Origin of the sequence: Vreelandella sp. 21, from assembly GCF_050995515.1 — a bacterium.
Classification (GTDB): domain Bacteria; phylum Pseudomonadota; class Gammaproteobacteria; order Pseudomonadales; family Halomonadaceae; genus Vreelandella; species Vreelandella alkaliphila.
The window spans coordinates 588,203-608,487 of record NZ_CP194673.1 but is presented as its reverse complement, the minus strand read 5'-3'; the positions used below and the strand labels follow the sequence as shown (position 1 = coordinate 608,487).

The window sequence follows — 20,285 nt, the reverse complement described above, 5'->3', positions numbered from 1 at the left end:
GCCACGCATGACAACCGCAATACCGCTGCGCCTATGGCGCAGCTTGCGCATCACGGCCTTTATTCCGCTGCTCTCACGTTTGCTAACGTTAGCCGGTGTGGTGGTGCTGGTAGGGCTACTGCCATGGTTATCCGGCAGAGATCCAGCGCTGAGCATTTTGCGAGCGCGCTCTGCTGAGCAGGAAGCCACGCCCGAAGCCTTAGCAGCCATTCGTGCTCAGTTAGGCCTTGATCTTGGCCCCTTCGAAAAGCTACAGAGCTGGCTGATGGGCCTGCTGCATGGCGATGCAGGCAATTCCTGGATCTCCGGCGCACCCGTGCTACCAGGTATGTTAAAAAGCGCCCAGGTATCACTTACACTAATGACCTTTGGCATGCTGGTAGCGATAATTACCGCTACGCTTATCTGCCTACCCGTAGTACGGCGTGGTTTGAGAGGTCAGGTCAGCCGCTCTTCCGGCGCGATTGGCGCAGCATTGACGGCCCTGCCTGAGTTCCTACTCGCCTCAATACTGCTAGTCGTGTTTGCGGCATGGCTTAATTGGCTGCCGCCTTACGGCTGGCGAGGTTTTAGCTATGCCATATTGCCCGCCTTTGCGCTGGGCCTTCCGGCGGGCGGATTATTGGGGCGCTTGTTTAGCGATGGCCTTGCGGCCACCTTCAGCGAGCGCTGGGTCGCTACCTGGAACGTAGCGGGCTTCTCAAGCAGCCGCATTATCATAGCCGCACTGCGACGCACCTTACCGAGCCTTATGCCTCAGGTCGGCATGGTGATGGTGGGCCTGACGGGAGGAGCCATTGCCGTCGAACAGGTGTTCTCCATTCCAGGTCTGGGCCGAGCAACGCTTGGTGCAGCATCTGCCCAGGACCTACCGGCCCTGCAAACTGGCATTCTGATTCTGCTGATTATCGCCATTATATTAGGCAGCTTGGCCAATATTGGTCGCGTACTGTTACTAGGCCGTGCCTTTCAGCTCGGGGCTCTACCCGTAGCGCATAGCGAACAGCGTATTCAACGCAGGGCATGGATCGTACCCGTCATCGCGATGTTGCTGCTATTTGTGCTAATCGCTGCAGGGATTGGTCGCGACCCGTTTAGCTCTGCGTTTATGCGTCTAGAGTCACCAAGCCTTGCGCTACCACTAGGTGCCGACGGCACTGGGCGCGATATTTTGGCACGGGTGGCTCACGGTGCGCTGTCCACCATGGGCATGGCAACGGTCGTCGTATTCTTTTCGCTAGTCATAGGGCTACTGATTGGACTAGCTCCCAAGCTAGCCACTGGCCCTATTGAAATCACCAAGGCAACGCCACCCACCATTGCGGGGTTGATTGTCGCGGGGCTAATAGGGCCAAGTGCTAGCGGCGCGATCATTGCGGTAACAGCCGTAGCTTGGGCTCCGCTTGCAGCGCACACAGCGGCACTGGTGGCGGAAGTGAAAGCCCAGCCCCACGTTCGCATTACGCCGATGCTAGGCGTGGGGCATTTCCGCTTAATGAGCCGCTACATCTTGCCGGCGGTGCTTGGCCCCGTGTTTCGCCACGCCATGCTGCGCCTACCCGGCGTGGCGCTGGCCTTGGCGGCACTTGGCTTTCTCGGCCTGGGCCCCCGCCCGCCTTCGCCGGAATGGGGGCTGATCCTTGCCGAAGGCATGCCCTATATTGAGCGAGCCCCCTGGGCAGTGCTGATTCCGGCGCTAGCACTGATTTTGCTATCGGTACTGGCGGTGTCACTTTCAAGTATTGTGGGCTTGCGCAAGCTACCTCGCTAAGATCATCAAGCGCAAAAATAGAAGACGTAAACAGCCCCAAACAAAACGGGCAGCCATTTGGCTGCCCGTTTTGCTTTAATCCAGTTAAGCGGTGTTACTCTTCGTCAGTCGCCAACTGCATATGTTTTTGCAGGTAGTTCTGGATACCCACTTTATCGATCAGACCAAGCTGCGTTTCGATATGGTCGATATGGCTTTCTTCATCGGCAAGCAGGTCGCGCAGTAGATCACGAGTCACGTAATCTTTAACGCTTTCACAATAGGTAATCGCTTCGATGTAGTCGTTGCGGCCGTCATGCTCGATTTTCAAATCACTTTCGAGCATTTCTTTTACATTTTCGCCGATATGCAGCTTACCTAGATCTTGAAGATTAGGAATGCCTTCAAGGAACAAAATACGCTCAATTAGCTTATCGGCGTGCTGCATCTCCTCAATGGACTCATCGTATTCCCACTTGGCAAGCTCTTTAAAGCCCCAGTCTTTGTACATTTTGGCATGCAAAAAATACTGGTTGATGGCTACCAGTTCATTGCCGAGGGCGATATTGAGATGCTGAATAACCTTGGGATCACCTTTCATGACGTCACCTTTCTTAGTGTGCGATTACGCTAACTAGAGAGTATAGGCCATAAATAGGCTTACTCCCAACGATGCTGGGAGTATATAGAAAATGACTAAAAACTCAAAAAAATCATATATTTGCTAACGATAAATTTAACAATAGTGATTCGCGTCACACAGCGTAAGCGAGACTCATATCCGCTTCGCAACGAGCCTCCTGAACCGCTTCGCGGGTTAGCGATTTAGCAAAACAAGCGCATTTTCCGCACTGGGTTCCGCAACCTGTGGCCTCGCGTACTTCTCGCCAGCTGCGCGCTCCATCGCTAACGTGCTGGCGAATCTGATGGTCGGTTACTCCCTTGCACACGCAAACGTACATGGCAACACCTCATAAAGATCATGAGATGAATGTAAATGATTCGCATACATCTTTTCAAGTAGAAATGGATGCTTTTTGGTGTCCATTCGTCTTAATAAAAATGAGCCATATGATAACGCCTTGTCATAGCAATATTTTTAGCAAAACAGGCGGTAAAATTATTTTTTCGGTAGCACCACGGTTTGCGTATTCGAGGCGATATCTGGCCAACTTCTGCGCTGCCGATCAAACAAAACCCACCAGTAACCAATGCCAAACGCGGCCAGGGACAGCCAGGCAGTCACACAGCGAATTAGGCTTTGCTTAAGAGTAATCGCATGACCATCGGTGGTTTGCACCCGCAGCCGCCACGCCTGCATCCCTAACGTCATGCCACCACGCCGCCACGAGTAGATAAAGAATAGCGTGACAAAGAACAGCAACATCAGCCTAAGGCTCCAGATATCAAACGGAGTTGAGCCTATCTCGTCAGCCTGCTGCCCCAACACAAAGCGAAAAAAAGCCAGATGAGCTACTGTCACCATGATCCAAATGGCTGTGACCAAAAATCCGTCGTACAGCATCGCGCCTAAACGGCGGCTTAACCCAGCAGGCCAGACGCTATCTAATTGGGTAAAGCGCCGGGGGCTCGTCACCTTGCTCGTCACCTTGCTCGTCACCTTGCTCATCCTCATTCACGTGTCGCCGCCGCAACTAGCCGTTGCGGTGTAAGAAATAAATACCTACCGCCGCACAGGCAAGAGTTGGCACCAACACCGCCCACACAGGCGAAAAACCAAAAATGGTTGATGCAGGTGCCAGCAGGTCTTGTACATACTTAAATACAAGGCCGGTCACCACACCATAAAACACTCGCGTACCTGCGGCCACCGTGCGCAATGGGCCAAACACAAAGGAAGCGGCGATTAATACCAGTGACCCCATCGTTAGCGGCATCAGCACCTTTTGCCAGAAATAGAGCAGCGGTTGGTCAGCTTGGAGGTTTTGGCTTTGCAAAAAGTTGGCGTACGCCCACAGCTCACTAGGCGCTTGGCTCTCGATATCACGCAGCAAACGTTCCAATTGGGTGGGCGTTAACGCTGTATCCCAACCCGCGTGTTGCTGATACTCCGACTCTGTATGGTCATCAAAAATACGCGTAGTGGTAACATCTTCCAGCTGCCATGCCCCCTCTTCCCAATGCGCACGATTCGCATGGGTAGCCTCAATTAGCCGACGCTCATCAAAACGATAGCGTGTTAAATCCAGCACCACGTTATCCGCACGAATAGCGCCAAAGCGATACACGCTTTCTCCTTCAAACTGCCAACCACTTCGGCTAGTTAGCAGTGCCCCTTCCCCCTGGCGCTGCTCTAAACGCCATGCCTCGGCAAATTGCTCCGTACGGGGAGATACAAATTCGGCGACCAGCAGTACCACCACGACCACTAATAGCACCGGCTTCATGACACCCCAGACAATCCGCGCAAGCGATCGGCCAGCGGCACGCATGACGGTTAACTCGTTGCTGGATGCCATGCTCCCCATGCCAATCAGAGCGCCAATCAACACCGCCACCGGAGCGTATTGATAAAATCGCCAAGGCAGACGCATGCCCAGATAAATCAACACATCTAACGCGGTATAGTTACCTTGGGTGTCGCCTAAATCACCGATATAGGCGATGGTGATGTCCAAGCCAAGCAGGACGAACTGGACGACAATGATGGCCGCCAACACATTGCGGGCAATATAACGATCAAGACGATCAGCAAGCATGAATTAGCCCCTTCATTAGCGCATTCCTTTACGTTGCGAGTGCCATAGCAGCAGGCAGCCAAGCGCCAAGAACAGCCCGTGTACCGGCCAAACCCCCAGCGCAACTTCCAGCACGCCCTTACCGACCGCATCCACCGCGGCCAATAGCAGGCTTAAATAAGCGACGTAAAGAAAAACGGCAGGCAGTAGTTTGGCAAACCGCCCCTGACGAGGGTTTACTCTGGAAAGCGGCTGGGCTAGTAATGCCAAGACAAACACCATTAGCGGCAACCCCGCTCGCCACTGAAATTGCGCTTGGGCACGAGGACTGGGGTCGTTCCAAAGCTCAGTCGTGGTCGCGTACTCTAATGAATCCAGCTCTTGTCGATTCTGGCTCAAGCCCAGGCGCAATGTGTAGCGCTCAAACGTTAACCGTTCAGCAGCTTGTTTACCTGGCGTTACACCATAGCGCTCGCCATCCTCCAGTACTAGAAAACGGCTGCCGGTTTCCATACTGGTTTCTTGATAACCAGAACCTGCCCGGGTCACGTAGCTATGAGTCTTTTCCGCCCCAGCTACGGGCTGCTCATGAACCAGCACCTCCTGCATTTCAGTGCCATCGCTGCTGAAATCGCTGATGTAAGCGGTACGTCCTCCACCGAAATCTTGGAAACGCCCAGGTGCCAGTACTGACACATCCAGTCGACTGCGCTGCTCTTCAAGCGCAGCCTCAGTTTGTAACGCGCCCGCAGGTGTTAGCCACAAACTACAAAGCCCCACCAGCACCGCCACAACCGAAGCAGGCAACAGCGTTACTCGCAATAGCCGCATAGGGCTCATACCACAAGCCACCATCACGGTAATTTCACTGTTCATATAAAGCTGACCATAGGCCAGCAATATCCCCAGGAAAAAAGATAGCGGTAGAATCAGTTCCATAAATCCAGGCAGGTGAAAAACCATCAGGCTGCCTAAAATAGTGACCGGAATGTCGCCCTCTGCCGCATCAGAGAAATAGCGAATAAAACGGCTGCCCATGATGACCAGCAGCAAAATTCCAGCCACCGCTGACATCGTCAGTAATACTTCGCGAGTTAAGTACCGAAATAAAATCAACGCACTCTCCGGCTAGTAGCGCAGGTTGCAATGCAATGCGCCCATGGCTTGGGTACACTAATCAAACTGCTATCAAAAATTTGTTATCAAAAACCGATTATCAAAACCTAAGTAACGGGGCATTATCCCGAATCACTCGATGCTTGTCTTGTTGGAGACGTCATGGAATTTTCCGTTCAGACCGCGAACCCAGCCAAAGCCGAAACGGCTTGCCTCGTTTTGCCTGTCTTTAAAGGTAGCGACTTATTGCCCGCCGTCGCCAAATTAGATGACGCGAGCGAGAGGCTAATTGGCCAGTTGCTTGACCGTGGCGACTTTGATGCCTCGCTGGGCAATGTGCAGCTTGTCCCCTTTGCGCCGGGCTTAGGCGCCGAACGTTTATTGCTCGTTGGCCTGGGCGAACGTGCCAAATGCCAGGAAGCGGCGTTTATTAAAGCCTTAGACGCCGCCATGGCAGCGTTGACCAAACTGCCCATTGATGAAGCTAGTGCTACGTTTACAGACGTTCCTCTAGAAGATCGCGACACTGCTTGGAAAGCTCGTAAAACACTCGAAGCAGCTCAACGCGCTATTTATCGCTTTGACCAGTTCAAATCATCTCCCGCAAAAGCCCCCAGCCTGGCCAAGCTGAACCTGATTGTCAGCGATGCCGACGAAGCACCAATGGCCAAACAAGGGGCAACACTGGGCACTGCCATTGGCCAGGGTATCAACCTCACCCGCACCTTGAGTAACTTGCCGGGCAACGTCTGTACACCGCGCTATTTAGCCGAACAAGCCGAGCAGTTGGGCCGCGATTCCCAAGGCGCCCTCGAGGTTGAAATTTTAGATGAAGAGGCGCTGGAAGCGCTGGGTGCTAGTTCACTGCTTTCTGTTGGGCGCGGTAGTCAAGAACCAACACGCCTGATCGTGATGAAATACCAGGGGGCGGAAAATTCTGAAGAAGCGCCCCATGTGCTAGTGGGCAAAGGCATTACCTTCGATACCGGCGGTATTTCGTTGAAGCCCGGCGAAGGCATGGATGAAATGAAGTTCGACATGGGCGGTGCGGCGAGCGTATTCGGCACCGTAAAAGCAGTGCTCGCCATTAAGCCCAAGCTAAATGTGGTGTTTATTGTTGCCGCTGCTGAAAACATGCCTGACGGTGCGGCCACCAAACCCGGCGACATTATCAAAACTCTGAAAGGATTGACGGTTGAAGTGCTCAACACCGATGCCGAAGGCCGCTTGGTGCTGTGCGATGCGCTTACCTACGCAGAGCGTTTCACCCCGGCCAGCGTGGTTGATATTGCCACCCTGACCGGTGCTGTCATTATTGGCCTTGGCCACCACGCAACGGGCCTGCTTTCCAACGATGATGACCTGGCACTTGACCTGCTGGACGCTGGCGAAGCGGCTTGGGATCGTGCTTGGCATCTGCCGCTATGGGATGAATATCAGGAACAGCTAGATTCCAATTTTGCCGACTTGGCCAATATCGGTGGCCGCCCGGCAGGCACCATTACGGCAGCCTGTTTCCTATCGCGCTTTGCCGATCACTTCCCCTGGGCGCACCTGGATATTGCAGGTACCGCCTGGCACTCCGGCAAACAAAAAGGCGCTACCGGCCGCCCGGTTGGGCTGCTAACCCAGTACTTGCTTGATCGTGAGGCCGATGCACAAGTAGAAAATAGCGATGGTTAACATCACAATCAGACGATCAACGGTTGCCTTTCGTTGACGTAAACGTTACATCTAAGGGCATTAGCGTGCGTGCTGCTTTCAGGGCGCACGCTACACCATATAAACACCAACACTTGCCCTTCGGGGCCAGGCTATAGCGGAGAGAATACGCCGTGCCCACAGCTTCAGATACCCAACATGGGTCACATTTTGAAATACTGCCGTCCAACCAACCGATGGCCGATGAGATTCGTGACAACATTCTGCAGAATCCAGGTTTTGGCAAGCATTTCACTGACCATATGGCCCACGTCCGCTGGACAGTCGACGCTGACTGGCACGGCCATCAAGTGCGTCCCTATGGTCCGTTAACCCTCGATCCAGCGGCCTCGGTGCTGCACTACGGTCAGGAGATTTTCGAAGGCATTAAAGCGTATCGCCATGCCGATGGCTCTATCTGGACGTTCCGCCCAGAGAAAAACGCCGAGCGTTTTCGCCGCAGCGCCCGCCGATTAGCGTTGCCGGAGCTTTCCGATGAAGATTTCATCGGTTCACTGAAAGCGCTGCTGTCCCAAGACCACACCTGGGTACCTACACCTTCCAGCGATGCCGACGAATGCAGCCTCTACCTGCGTCCATTCATGATCGCTTCCGAAGCCTTCCTAGGCGTACGTCCTGCCCATGAAGTGGATTACTACGTGATCGCCTCACCGGCGGCGGCTTACTTCAAAGGCGGCATTGAGCCGGTGTCTATCTGGCTCTCTTCCCACTACAAGCGCGCAGCCCCTGGCGGCACCGGCTTTGCCAAGTGCGGCGGTAACTACGCAGCCTCTCTGGCAGCCCAGAAAGAAGCCGCCGCAAACGGCTGTAGCCAGGTAGCGTTCTTAGACGCCGCTGAAAACAAGTGGATTGAAGAACTAGGTGGTATGAACCTGTTCTTCGTTTATAAAGATGGTCGTTTAGTGACGCCCCGCCTCACCGACACCATCCTTGAAGGCGTTACCCGCAACTCAGTGCTTACCCTGGCAAAAGATGCGGGCCTAACACCGGAAGAGCGCGCCATCAGCATCGATGAATGGCGCGAAGGCGCTGCGTCTGGCGAGATTACCGAAGTGTTCGCCTGCGGCACAGCAGCGGTAATTACCCCGGTCGGCGAACTGGTCACCGAAAACGAGCGTATTCGTTTACAAGGCGATGGCAACAATGAAATTGCCAAACGCATCCGTAAATCGCTGCTTGATCTGCAATATGGCCGCAGTGAAGACAAATACGGTTGGCTTACCCGATTGGTATAAATCAGTTGGTATAAATCAACGGATATAAACCGGCACCCTACCGCCACTAGCCGCGGTGGTAGGGACGGGTTTTGAAAAAAGCGGGAACCGCTGGAGCCTTTGATGGCACGTATCGATTTTTATATTCTTCCTGACACTACCCTGGAAGCGCGCCTACAGTTTGCTTGCAAGCTAGCAGAAACCATCTACCGCAAAGGCTATCGGTTGCACCTGCACTGCGAAGATAAAGCCCTGGCCGAACAGGCCGACGAGGCCCTTTGGCAGTTCCGTGAAGATGCCTACCTCCCCCACGCATTGGAAGACAGCGATATGGCCGCCAGCGTGCCGATAACGCTAGGCTGGCAGCAACTCCCGGTGCCAACGCAAGAAACCGCTCTACTGAACTTGCACCCCGACATTCCCGACGGCGTGGAGCGCTACGCCCGCATTGCCGAAATCATCAATCAGCACCAACAAGTACTGGTCGCCAAACGTGCCTGCTGGCAACGCTATAAAGAAATGGGTCATGAAGTGGTGCCGCATAAGTTGGGGTAATCTTTCTACCATCTGGCCACTGATGCATAGCCACTTACACTAGCGCCATACATAACAACAACTCAGCGGAAGAGTCACCCAATGCGCTTTCCCACTCGGCTTGCATCCACCCAATCTTCCCATGCTTTTTTAGCGCGCGCCCCGTTGGCGGTGATTGTCATTGCCCAGCTGTTTGGAACATCGCTCTGGTTCAGTGTTAACGGCGTTGGGCTGGCGCTTCAACAGGCTGTTGGCTTGAGTGAAAGCGACCTGGGGCTGCTCACCATTGCAGTGCAAGCAGGTTTTATTATCGGCACGCTGTTAATTGCCACCACCGGCCTTGCCGACCGCGTACGCGCCAGCCACTTGTTCGCTATCTCTGCGGTAGCAGGCGCGCTGATTAACGCCGCGTTTATTGGTGTCGCCGAGAGCATCAGCTTAGCGGTAGCAGCACGCTTTTTGGTCGGGCTGTGTCTTGCCGGTATTTATCCGCTCGGTATGAAATTGGTGGTGAGCTGGACACCCAACAACGCAGGCTCGGCGCTGGGCTGGTTGGTCGGCATGCTGACACTGGGCATTGCCTCGCCCCACTTATTGCGCGGGCTAACGCTGCACTTGCCATGGCAATGGCCACTGTTGCTGTCCTCTGCCCTGGCACTGCTCGCCGCACTGATGATTTTTAAACTAGGCGTGGGTTCACACCTGCCTGCCACAGCCAGCGGCGGACGCCCCTGGGCAGGACTGGCTGCCTTCAGGCAAAAGAACTTTCGCGCCGCGGCGCTGGGCTACTTTGGTCACTGCTGGGAGCTATACGCCCTATGGGCGCTGGTGCCTTTTTTAGTTGCTAGAGAGCTGGAACGCCTAAGCGCAGCGCCGGGCCTTCAGCCATGGCTCAGCTTTGCGGTGATTGCGTTGGGCTTACCTGGCTGCGTTTGGGCTGGCCGCTGGAGCCGCCGAGTGGGCAGTGCGCGAGTGGCCGTTGTGGCGCTAGCGACCTCCGGCACGCTTTGTTTGCTCTATCCACTCTTAGGTGGCACTTCACCCTGGCTACTGCTAACCCTGTTAGGGATTTGGGGTATTAGCGTAATTGCCGATTCCGCGCAGTTTTCCGCGCTGGCGTCAGCCGCCGCCCCACCTGAGCGCCTCGGTGCAGCACTTGCCATGATGAATGCTATTGGCTTTGGCCTAACGATTCCTTCTATCGCTCTAGTCACTGCCCTATGGGCCAGCCAAGGTCCCTGGGTGATCTGGTGGCTCCTGCCTGGCCCAGTGCTTGGATTAATCGCCATGCGTGGGCTCTCTTCAAGTAAATGATTAACGCGTGTTCTTGGTAAGGTGGCCGCCCTAACACCGACACCACAAAGGTTTTCCTATGGCCCACACTGCCCACTGGGTGCCGCTTAACGTTAAGCACCACGGCGGTTTGATGTGGCAACGTTTTACTGCCTACCACTTTGCTCAGCACATTACCCAGGCAAGCCTAGCAGAGGGTGAATTACGTCATGCGGCCGCCAGCTTTCCTATTGGGTTTACCCAAACAGCATCAGGCTGGCAGGCCGTCGCACTACTGGGGCTGCGCGATGAGCAAAATCTCATCGTCGATAGCCAAGGGCGCTGGCGCGCGGCGTATGTGCCCGCCGCCCTGCGAAGCCACCCCTTCGGGCTGCATGCTGAATATCCTGAAAAGCTATGCATCGACCAACATTCACCCTTTGTGGTGGCGCGCCTGGATGCCGAGCCTTTCTTTAACCAACACGGCGAGCTAGCCAGCTTCCCCCAACAAGTACTGGCTTTTCTCCAGCAGCGGGAAGCAGGTTGCCAGCGAGTTGCACAGCAGCTTGATGCATTGGCCAATGCCAAGCTGCTCACGCCTTGGCAGCCAGAAAGCTATCAAGGCAGCGCGCCGCTATATCAAATTGATGAGCCCGCTTGGAAGGCGCTATCCGCTGAACAAATGGGGCTTTTCTGGCAATTGGGTGCCGTTCCTTTAGTGTACGCTCAGCTCATATCCCAACGGCAGCTTGGCGTACTTCGCAGCCTCCTTCAGCGGCCGACAACATCGCCGCCAGAAGCAAACGCTTCCCGCCCCCTTTCCGAGTGGCAAGAAGCGTTTAGCAGCGAAGAACGCTATCAATGGCCGGATCCCTCTTAATTGGGTGCCAAGCACCGACGTTATTCAGGAACGTGAATGTCTTTTAATGTTGATACGCGGCCACGCAAACGGCTATTACTAAGCAGCGTGGCCGCTGCGTTTTTGCTGGCAAGTCCATTACTGGCCGCTCAAACGGCGCTTGATGAACCGCTTCCTGAGGCTGCGCCACTGCCCGCCTCATCGCTGGAAGGCCCGGCATTTTCGCCGGAACTAACGCAACTATTAACGCGCTTTCGCTGGCAAACGGGTCAGCCAATGGAAGCCACCCCTGCGCTAGGTGCGCTACGCCAAAAAATCCAACAGGCGCTAGAGCAACAGCCTCGAATTCTGGCACAACGCTCGCGTGAGCGTGAGTCGGTGCTGCAAATTGACGAAGTGCGCGCCGTACGCCGCCCTCAGGTAAACGCTGGGCTTGAGTACCGTAACGACTTGCAGCGCACTGAATCACTGCCCGACCGCGGCTCACGTGTTGACGCGGTCATTACGCTCAGCCAGCTGTTGGTAGATTTTGGCGCCAGCGGCGAACGCATCCGCGCGGCCGACCTTAGCGCTGAAGCGGCTTACTGGCAGTCCCACGCCAGTGTCGAAGAAGAAGTCCTCTACGCCTTGAATGCCTACTTGGATGTTGCCCGTGTTAGCGCTCAGCGCCAGCTAGCTGAGCACAATCTGCAGCAGCATCAGCGCATTTTTGAAGACGTTCAACTTCGCCGCGAGGCAGGCGCCGGTTCGCGAGCCGATGTACTGCGTGCCCAGAGCCGCTTAAGCGACGCCAACTCGCGGCTAATCTCTTTAGAAGGTGAGTTAGCCAGGGCGATTAACGTCTACCAAGAAGCGTTCTTTACCCAGCCCGACGAGCTGGCCTTGCCCCAAGGCGGGGCGCTACTAAGCGAGACCAGCGCCGACCAACTGCTGGATAACGCCCTTGCACGTAACGCCTCGCTGCGTAGCCAAACCCTGGCCAGCGAGGCCAGCGAAGCCGACGCTCAAGCTACCCGTAACGCCCGCTTGCCTAGCCTGAGCGTAGCCGTGGAAGGTCGTCAATTCGATGTGAATGAGTTCAACGAATCGGATAATGACGTGGCGCTGCTATTTAATCTTGATTACACGCCCTATAGCGGCGGCGCGACCTCATCGCGCATTGCCCAAGCGGTTGAACGTCAGCAGCAGAGCCAATTTGAACGCCAAGCCTTGCATCGCGAGCTGGAGCGGGAAGTGCGCTCTGCCTATACCGACACGCGCACCCGCCTAGCGGAGCTTGAAGCGCAAACCGCCACGCTTGCCGCTGAAGAAGAAGCGCTACTGGCCTACCGCGATCAGTTCGCCGTAGGAAGAAGCAGCATTAACGATTTGTTGGACGCCCAGCGGGATCTGCTCCAAACCGCGCTAGAGCTGATTAATCGCCGTGTGCGCTGGGAGCAAGCTAGCTTTCAACAGCTCGCGGTAACCGGGCAGCTACTCGATGTGATGGAGATTTACCTTGAACGCCGCTAATCCCCACACGGATGCCCTTGAGCAATGCCTGACCTTTGTGGCGGCTCGGCTTGAGCTGCCGGTCTCAGAAGCTGCTATACGCGCCCAACGGGTAGGCGCAAACACCCCGCTCACCCCCGACGGCTTTATTGATGCTGCCGAGCGTCACGGCATGGTCGCGGCGCTGGGTGAACATGCGCTGGCAACGCTAGGTAACTCGCTGCTGCCAGCGGTCGCGCTGCTAAAAAACGGGCGCGCCGTGGTGATCATTGAGCGCATTGATGATAAGCGTTTTGCGCTGTTCGATCCGGCATTAGGCAAACAGCCGGTCGAAACCGCGTTAAGTGCCCTTCAAGCAGAGTACATCGGCCATCTGATTGCAGTGCGTGCCCGCTACCGGCCGGTAACGCTGAATAGCGAGCCAGCCATACAAGGCGGCCACTGGTTTTGGAGCGCACTCTCGTCTAATCGTTGGGTGTACACCCAAGTGGTGATTGCCGCTGCGCTAACCAACTTCCTTGGGCTAGCCACCTCACTGTTTATTATGGTGGTTTACGACCGCGTATTGCCCAACGAGGCCATTGAATCGCTCGTCGCGCTAACCGTGGGTGTGAGCATCGCATTGCTGTTTGATTTTGCGGTAAAAACGTTGCGCCAACTGTTTATTGAACGGGCGGGACAAGAAGCTGACCTGCGCATGGGCAGGCGCATTTTTGACCATGTGCTCAACCTACAAATGAGTGCCAAGCGGGGCTCTACCGGTGGGTTTGCCAATACCCTGCGAGAATTTGAGTCGCTGCGCGATTTCTTCGCCTCAGCATCGCTGGTAGCCCTCGTCGATTTGCCGTTTATTTTCCTGTTTATCGGCGTGATTTATCTGATTGGGGGCCCACTCTTTATGGTGCCGCTGATTGCCGTGCCGTTGGTACTGCTGATTGGCCTGGCGGTGCAGCCATTTCTTAAACGCCTTTCCGGCCAAGCCTTTGAAGAGAGCCGTTCCAAGCAGGGCGTGCTGATTGAAGCGGTAGCCGGGCTGGAAACCATTAAAGCCAGTGGCGCTGCGCCAATGATTCGTCAGCGCTGGGAAGAGAGCGTTCAGCAGCAATCTAACGTGGGTCGTAAAGGCCGTGCTATTCAACAGTTTGCTCTTAATGCCACCGCGTTCGCCCAGCAGGCCGCTCAGGTGAGTATTGTGGTGTATGGGGTGTTTTTAGTCGGCGACGGAGTGATTTCCATGGGCGCAATGATTGCCTGTGTGATTCTCACCGGACGAGCACTCGCGCCGCTGGCGCAGCTGGCTCAAACCATGACCCGCATTAACCAAGCCCGCACCTCTTACCGTGCGCTCGACCAACTAATGAATATGCCTTCCGAGCGCCCCGCTGGCCGTCACTACTTAAGCCGCTCTTCTCTGGAAGGCAAAATCAGCCTGCAAGATGTGAGCTTCCGCTACCCAGAGCAAACCACTGCGGCACTGGCCAATATCAACCTGACCATCGAGCCTGGAGAAAAAGTTGCGCTGTTGGGCCGTGTGGGCTCTGGGAAAAGCACCCTAGCGCGGCTACTGCTCGGCATTTACCCGCCCGAAAAAGGCGCGGTACTGGTAGACGACACCGATATTCGCCAAATTGACCCTGCGGATTTACGTCACAATATTGGTAGCGTGTTGCAGGAAGCGTGGCTGTTTTCTGGCACCGTTCGCCAGAATATTGCGATTGGTGCCCACCACCCTACCGATGAACAAATTCTCCAGGCCGCCAAACTGGCCGGTGCCCACGACTTTATCGCCCGCCACCCCCAGGGCTACGACATGCCTATTGGTGAGCGCGGCGAAGGGCTTTCCGGTGGCCAGCGACAACTTATCTGCCTTGCCCGCGCGCTGCTGGGTGCCCCGCCGATGCTACTGATGGATGAGCCGACCAGCGCAATGGATATTCAAACCGAAAAAGAGGTGATCTCACGGCTCAAAGCCGCTAGCCAGTCGCAAACTCTGGTCGTCGTAACGCACCGTACCAGCCTACTAGCACTGGTTGATCGGGTGATTATTGTTGATCAAGGGAAGATTATTGCCGATGGCCCCAAGACCCAGGTGATGCGCCCCGTTGAAGCAGCACCTCACCGCGCGCGTGAAGGAGCAGCATTGTGAGCAGCCCGACGTCCCAGCTTGATTTTGAACACTTTGTTCGCCACGGCCGCGCCAAGCGCCCGATTGGCAGCAGCTTACTCCTGCTCACCATTATTGGCTTTTTACTGATTGGCTTCTTGTGGGCTTATCTCACGGAGGTGGACGAAGTGACCCGAGGGCAAGGCAAAGTCGTGCCCTCGCGCAGCCTGCAAGTAGTAGAAAGCCTGGAAGGCGGCGTGGTGACCGAGATTAACGTACGCCGTGGGGATACGGTCGAACAAGGCGACACGCTGATGGTGCTTAGTGGCGGCACGCTGGAAGGTGACTACGAAGAGAGTTTACAGCGCCTGCGTTCGTTACAACTGCGCTTGCAACGCCTGGAAGCCGAAATCAACCAAACGCCGCTGGCACTCGATGATGCACTCAGCCAAGGCGCACCTAGTGTGGCTGCGAGCGAAACCCGTCTGTTTCATGGGCGGCAGTTAGAGCTAAGCGCCGAACTTCAAGTATTAGAACAGCAGGGCTATCAGCGCAGTCAGGAGAAAGCTGAGCTCGAAGCCGCGTTAAGCACCGCCCGTTCCGGCGTACAGCTGGCCGAACGAGAGCTGGCCATCATTCAGCCACTGGCTCAGCGCGGTATTGAACCAGAAACCTCGCTGCTGCGAGTGCGTCAATCACTCAACGAGCTGCGCGGCGAGGTAGCCCGTCAACAAAGTGCCGTTGCCCGCGCTGAATCTTCCATCGCTGAAATTGAAGACCGCAAAGCAGCCGCTCGCAATGCCTTTGAAGCCGATGCACTCACTCAGTTGGCCGAAGCGACCTCACAGGTCGCAGAGCTACAAAAGACGCTTCCCGGCCGAGCAGACCAGGTGGCACGCACCACCATCCGCTCGCCAGTCGCGGGGGTCGTGAATCAAGTGCATATTAGCACCGTAGGTGGCGTAGCAGGCTCCGGTGAGCCGCTGGTAGAAGTCGTTCCTGCCGATGACGCCTTGGTCGTAGAGGCGCATATTCGCCCCTCGGATATCGCCTTCCTCTACCCCGGCCAGCCAGTAAAGGTAAAACTAACGGCCTACGACTTTGCCCGTTACGGCGGCCTGGATGGCGAGCTGGTCACTATTGCCGCCGACGCTGTTCAGATGCCCGAAAGCGGTGAGTTGATGTACCCCGTTGAGGTGCGCACCGACGGCTATCTCTTCGACGCTGACAATGAACCGCTGACCATAATTCCTGGTATGGTGGCGGAAATCGATATTCTCAGCGGTAAGCGCAGCGTATTGGACTATCTCATGGAGCCCGTGGTGAAAGTACGCGACCGCGCCCTACGCGATTAACCGCTGTGCGGTTTCATCAACGCCCCTGACGCCAGGGGGTCGTTCGCGGTATACTTGCCACCATTTTTTTGCAAGCCGTGAGCCGACTCCCCATGGAAAAGACCTACCAACCCGAACAGATCGAAACCCGCTGGTACGAACGCTGGGAAGCCGACAACCGCTTCGCCCCAACAGGCCGCGGTAAACCGTTTTCGATCATGATTCCACCGCCTAACGTGACCGGCAGCCTGCACATGGGCCACGCGTTCCAGGACACCATTATGGATACCCTGACGCGCTGGAAGCGGATGCAGGGCAACAACACCCTGTGGCAGGTAGGCACCGACCACGCCGGAATCGCCACGCAAATGCTGGTTGAGCGTAAAATTGCCGCGGAAGAAGGCAAAACCCGCCACGACCTGGGCCGCGATGCGTTTATCGACAAGGTATGGGAGTGGAAAGAGGAGTCCGGCGGCCACATTACCCGCCAGTTGCGCCGCATGGGCGCCAGCGTTGATTGGTCCCGCGAGCGCTTCACCATGGATGACGGCTTCTATAAAGCCGTGCAAGAAGTGTTCGTGCGCTTGCACGAAGAAAAGTTGATCTACCGTGGCAAACGCCTGGTGAACTGGGACCCTACCCTGCACACCGCCATTTCCGACCTAGAAGTGGAAAACAAAGATCAGCAGGGCAGCTTCTGGCACTTCCGCTACCCACTAGCCGATGGCGTCAAAACCACCGATGGTAAAGATTATCTGGTCGTGGCAACCACTCGCCCCGAAACCTTACTAGGCGATACGGGTGTCGCGGTTAACCCAGACGATGCTCGCTATGCCTCGTTGGTCGGCAAATTTATCGAATTGCCGCTAGTCGGCCGCCGCATTCCTATCGTTGCCGATGAACACGCCGATATGGAAAAAGGCTCCGGCTGCGTGAAGATCACCCCGGCCCACGACTTCAATGACTACGAAGTCGGCAAGCGCCAGAACCACTTGTTGATCAATGTGTTCACCAAGGATGCCACCATCCTTGAGCGCGCTGAAATCTTCGACCTAAAAGGCACTCCCCAGCCCGACGAAGACGCCAGCCTACCCGCCAAGTACGCAGGGTTGGACCGTTTTGAAGCGCGTAAGCAGATTGTTGCCGATATGGACGCCCTGGGCCTTTTGGAACAAGTGGAAGCAGTCAACAACACCCTGCCCTATGGCGACCGTTCTGGCGATGTGATCGAACCGTTGCTCACTGATCAATGGTTCGTTGCGGTAGAAACGCTAGCCAAACCCGCCATTGAAGCGGTAGAAAACGGCGATATCCAGTTCGTGCCGAAGAACTACGAAAATATGTACTTCGCCTGGATGCGCGACCTGCAAGACTGGTGTATTTCTCGCCAGCTGTGGTGGGGCCACCGCATTCCCGCTTGGTACGACGCCGAAGGCAATGTGTACGTTGCCCGCAGCGAAGAGGAAGCCCGCGAAAAGCACGGCCTTGCAGCAGACGTCACCCTGACCCAGGACGAAGACGTCCTCGACACCTGGTTCAGCTCGGGCCTATGGACGTTCGGCACGCTAGGCTGGCCGGAAAAAACCCCAGAACTGGAAACCTTCCACCCCTCCAGCGTGCTGGTGACCGGTTTTGACATTATCTTCTTCTGGGTCGCTCGGATGATCATGATGACCCTCAAGTTCACTGGCGAAGTACCGTTCAAAACCGTTTATGTACACGGTTTGGTACGCGACGGTCAGGGTCAGAAAATGTCCAAATCCAAGGGCAATGTGCTGGATCCCATCGACCTGATTGACGGCATCAGCCTGGATGCGCTGCTGGAAAAGCGCACCGGCAATATGATGCAGCCGAAACAGGCCAAAGCCATTGCCAAAGCGACCAAGGACGAGTTTAAAGACGGCATTGAAGCCCACGGCACCGATGCCCTGCGCTTTACGTTCCTTTCCCAGGCAACCACTGGGCGCGATATCAAGTTTGATATGAACCGTCTGGATGGCTACCGCAACTTCTGCAACAAGCTGTGGAACGCTTCACGCTACGTGCTAATGAATGCCGAAGGTGAAGACTGCGGCACAGAGGGTGGCGACGTTGAGCTTTCACTGGCCGACCGCTGGATTATTTCCCAGCTGCAGAAAACCGAAGCCCAGGTCACCAAAGCGATGGACGAGTACCGCTTCGACCACGCCTCCCAAGCGCTGTATGAGTTTGTCTGGAACGAGTACTGTGACTGGTACCTGGAGCTTTCAAAGCCTGTTTTATGGGACGAAAGCGCCAGTACGGAAGCCAAACGTGGTACGCGGCGAACCCTGGTGCGCGTACTGGAAGTGATTCTGCGCCTCGCCCACCCGATGATGCCCTACATCTCAGAAGAGATCTGGCAGCGCGTTGCGCCGCTGGCAGGCACCTTCGTCGGTGATGGCGCGTCGATCATGCTCCAAGCTTGGCCGGAAGCCGACGAAAGCAAAATCGACGAACAGGCCACTCGCGATATCGAATGGCTAAAAGGCGTGATTATCGCGGTGCGTAACATCCGCGCCGAGATGAACATCGCCCCTGGCAAACCGCTGGACGTACTGCTCACCAAAGGCAAGCCGGAAGATGCCCAGCGTCTGGAAAGCAATCGCCACTTCCTCGCCAAGCTGGCCAAGTTGGAAAGCGCCACCTGGCTATCCAACCCAGACGACGCACCGCTCTGCGCAACACAGCTAGTGGGCGATATGGAAGTGCTGGTACCGATGGCGGATCTAATCGACAAAGACGCCGAACTCAAACGCCTGGCCAAAGAAATTGACAAGCAGGATAAGTTGATCGGCGGTATCGAGAAGAAACTCGGCAACGAAGGCTTTATCGCCAAAGCCCCCGAAGCCGTGGTGGAAAAAGAGCGTGGCAAACTCGCTGAATTCCAAGCTGCCAAAAAGCTGCTGGAAGAGCAACAAGTGAAGATCGCGGCGATGTAAGTCAGCGCTGACGGCAGTATCTCAACGGCACCTATTGGGTGCCGTTGTCGTTCATACACCTCTCTACTGACCGCCGCGGCCCCCATCGTCATCGTTTTTTATGACGAACCGTGTAAGGTTGGTCATGATTCTGCCACTGAGTACCAACACTGAACGCTCAGCCCCCGTTTCTCACACTACGGAATGCTCTATGCCCACACTCTCTGAGGCTCGACTGCAGGCATTAGACAACACTCTGCAACAGGCGGAGATCGCTTACCAATCGCTTTCACCGATGGCGGACACTGGGCTTGCCCACGATCATGTGTGGGTGCATCGCGATGGCGATGATTGGGTCGCACGGCTGCCCAAGCAGAGCCAAATGAACTTGGCCCCGGCCGATAACTTGGCATATGAAGCTGCGTGCTACGAACGCGCCAGCGAGAGTGGCCACGTGCCCCGTTTGCATGGCATCTTACCTGTGAGCGACGCCTTGCCCCGTGGCGGGCTGCTGGTCGATGCCATTGAGGGACGTTTGGCGCAGCTGCCGGACGATTTACCACGTATCGCAGAGACCCTAGCAAGCCTACATCGCTTACCGCTACCTGAGCATCCCGAACCACTACTAGCGCCTGCCGACTCATGGCAGGCCATGTGTGAGGAAGTTAGCCGCCAGGCTGAGTGGCTGGAAAAAGCCGACTTGGCGCCCAATGTCATTGCCCGTGTTCGCGATGAGCTAGAGGCACTGCCCACCACGCTGCCCGATGCCGAGCGCTGCTTGATCAGCTTTGATACCCACCCTGGAAATTTCCTGATCACTGCAGAAGGTAGCGCGATGCTGGTGGACTTAGAGAAGTGCCGCTACGGTCTGCCAGGGATCGATTTAGCCCACACCACGCTTTACACCTCGACCACCTGGGACGTTAACAGCCAGGCAGTGCTTACTCTGGAAGAGGTCGTCGCTTTTTATCAGCGTTGGCAAGCGCATGCGGGTAAATCACCCAGCGCGGAAACCCTGGTTGCCTGCCGACGTGCCACTTGGCTGTGGTCATTAACATGGTGCGCCAAGTGGCATGCCCAGCATTTGCAAAGTAAAGATGCCGAGCACCGTGGCCAGGACTGGTCAGCAGAACTCACCGATGCTGACGTCATTGCCCATGTCCGTGACCGGGTCGAGCACTATTTGTCACTGCCGATAATTGAGCATGTTCATAATGAACTTCTCCACCTAAAAGAATCTCTATAACCAAC

Annotated in this window: 16 protein-coding genes; 11 read left to right on the top strand and 5 right to left on the bottom strand. The window is 55.8% G+C overall.

Features of this window, described 5'->3' with window-relative positions:
• Positions 1–7: 7 nt before the first annotated feature.
• Positions 8–1,771: an ABC transporter permease subunit gene (locus ACN06F_RS02840; RefSeq protein WP_009724216.1), complete on the top strand. Its 1,764-nt coding sequence runs from the start codon at positions 8–10 to the stop codon at positions 1,769–1,771.
• A gap of 94 nt (positions 1,772–1,865) precedes the next feature.
• On the opposite strand, the gene bfr is transcribed toward ACN06F_RS02840, so the two are convergent.
• From bfr to lptF, 5 genes are all read right to left on the bottom strand, one after another.
• Positions 1,866–2,351 carry a bacterioferritin gene (gene bfr, locus ACN06F_RS02835; RefSeq protein WP_009724215.1) on the bottom strand — a complete coding sequence of 162 codons (486 nt, stop codon included), beginning with the start codon at positions 2,349–2,351 and terminating at the stop codon, positions 1,866–1,868.
• Between the two features lie 154 nt (positions 2,352–2,505).
• Complete coding sequence (locus ACN06F_RS02830) at positions 2,506–2,712, bottom strand: (2Fe-2S)-binding protein (RefSeq protein ID WP_083001105.1); 207 nt, start codon at positions 2,710–2,712, stop codon at positions 2,506–2,508.
• Between the two features lie 158 nt (positions 2,713–2,870).
• Complete coding sequence (locus ACN06F_RS02825) at positions 2,871–3,380, bottom strand: RDD family protein (protein ID WP_433924618.1); 510 nt, start codon at positions 3,378–3,380, stop codon at positions 2,871–2,873.
• Positions 3,381–3,405: 25 nt separating this feature from the next.
• Positions 3,406–4,470, bottom strand: coding sequence for an LPS export ABC transporter permease LptG (lptG, locus tag ACN06F_RS02820; RefSeq protein WP_038481292.1), 1,065 nt, complete (start codon positions 4,468–4,470; stop codon positions 3,406–3,408).
• Positions 4,471–4,485: 15 nt separating this feature from the next.
• Positions 4,486–5,565 carry an LPS export ABC transporter permease LptF gene (gene lptF / locus ACN06F_RS02815; protein WP_433924617.1) on the bottom strand — a complete coding sequence of 360 codons (1,080 nt, stop codon included), beginning with the start codon at positions 5,563–5,565 and terminating at the stop codon, positions 4,486–4,488.
• A 162-nt stretch (positions 5,566–5,727) separates the two neighbouring features.
• Here lptF and ACN06F_RS02810 point away from each other — a divergent pair, with 162 nt between their 5' ends.
• The 10 genes from ACN06F_RS02810 (at position 5,728) to ACN06F_RS02765 (ending at position 20,280) form a co-directional block, all read left to right on the top strand.
• Positions 5,728–7,248 carry a leucyl aminopeptidase gene (locus tag ACN06F_RS02810; RefSeq protein ID WP_433924616.1) on the top strand — a complete coding sequence of 507 codons (1,521 nt, stop codon included), beginning with the start codon at positions 5,728–5,730 and terminating at the stop codon, positions 7,246–7,248.
• 152 nt (positions 7,249–7,400) lie between these two features.
• Positions 7,401–8,522 (top strand): branched-chain amino acid aminotransferase, encoded by a 1,122-nt coding sequence (locus ACN06F_RS02805; protein ID WP_198348644.1) that lies wholly within the window; start codon positions 7,401–7,403, stop codon positions 8,520–8,522.
• 102 nt (positions 8,523–8,624) lie between these two features.
• Positions 8,625–9,056 (top strand): DNA polymerase III subunit chi, encoded by a 432-nt coding sequence (locus tag ACN06F_RS02800; protein ID WP_038481282.1) that lies wholly within the window; start codon positions 8,625–8,627, stop codon positions 9,054–9,056.
• 81 nt (positions 9,057–9,137) lie between these two features.
• Positions 9,138–10,349: an MFS transporter gene (locus ACN06F_RS02795; protein WP_433924615.1), complete on the top strand. Its 1,212-nt coding sequence runs from the start codon at positions 9,138–9,140 to the stop codon at positions 10,347–10,349.
• A 58-nt stretch (positions 10,350–10,407) separates the two neighbouring features.
• Positions 10,408–11,187: a SapC family protein gene (locus ACN06F_RS02790; RefSeq protein WP_231658246.1), complete on the top strand. Its 780-nt coding sequence runs from the start codon at positions 10,408–10,410 to the stop codon at positions 11,185–11,187.
• A 36-nt stretch (positions 11,188–11,223) separates the two neighbouring features.
• Complete coding sequence (locus tag ACN06F_RS02785) at positions 11,224–12,678, top strand: TolC family protein (RefSeq protein ID WP_433924614.1); 1,455 nt, start codon at positions 11,224–11,226, stop codon at positions 12,676–12,678.
• Positions 12,665–14,803 (top strand): type I secretion system permease/ATPase, encoded by a 2,139-nt coding sequence (locus ACN06F_RS02780; protein WP_433924613.1) that lies wholly within the window; start codon positions 12,665–12,667, stop codon positions 14,801–14,803. Before ACN06F_RS02785 ends, ACN06F_RS02780 begins: the two co-directional genes overlap by 14 nt.
• On the top strand, positions 14,800–16,116 hold the full coding sequence (locus tag ACN06F_RS02775) for an HlyD family type I secretion periplasmic adaptor subunit (RefSeq protein ID WP_253486649.1): 1,317 nt from the start codon (positions 14,800–14,802) through the stop codon (positions 16,114–16,116). Before ACN06F_RS02780 ends, ACN06F_RS02775 begins: the two co-directional genes overlap by 4 nt.
• A gap of 92 nt (positions 16,117–16,208) precedes the next feature.
• A complete protein-coding gene (locus ACN06F_RS02770) occupies positions 16,209–19,055 on the top strand; it encodes a valine--tRNA ligase (RefSeq protein WP_271910981.1) in 2,847 nt (948 codons plus the stop codon).
• A 190-nt stretch (positions 19,056–19,245) separates the two neighbouring features.
• Entirely contained in the window at positions 19,246–20,280 is a 1,035-nt protein-coding gene (locus ACN06F_RS02765; protein ID WP_433924612.1) for a phosphotransferase family protein, read from the top strand.
• Positions 20,281–20,285 lie beyond the last annotated feature (5 nt).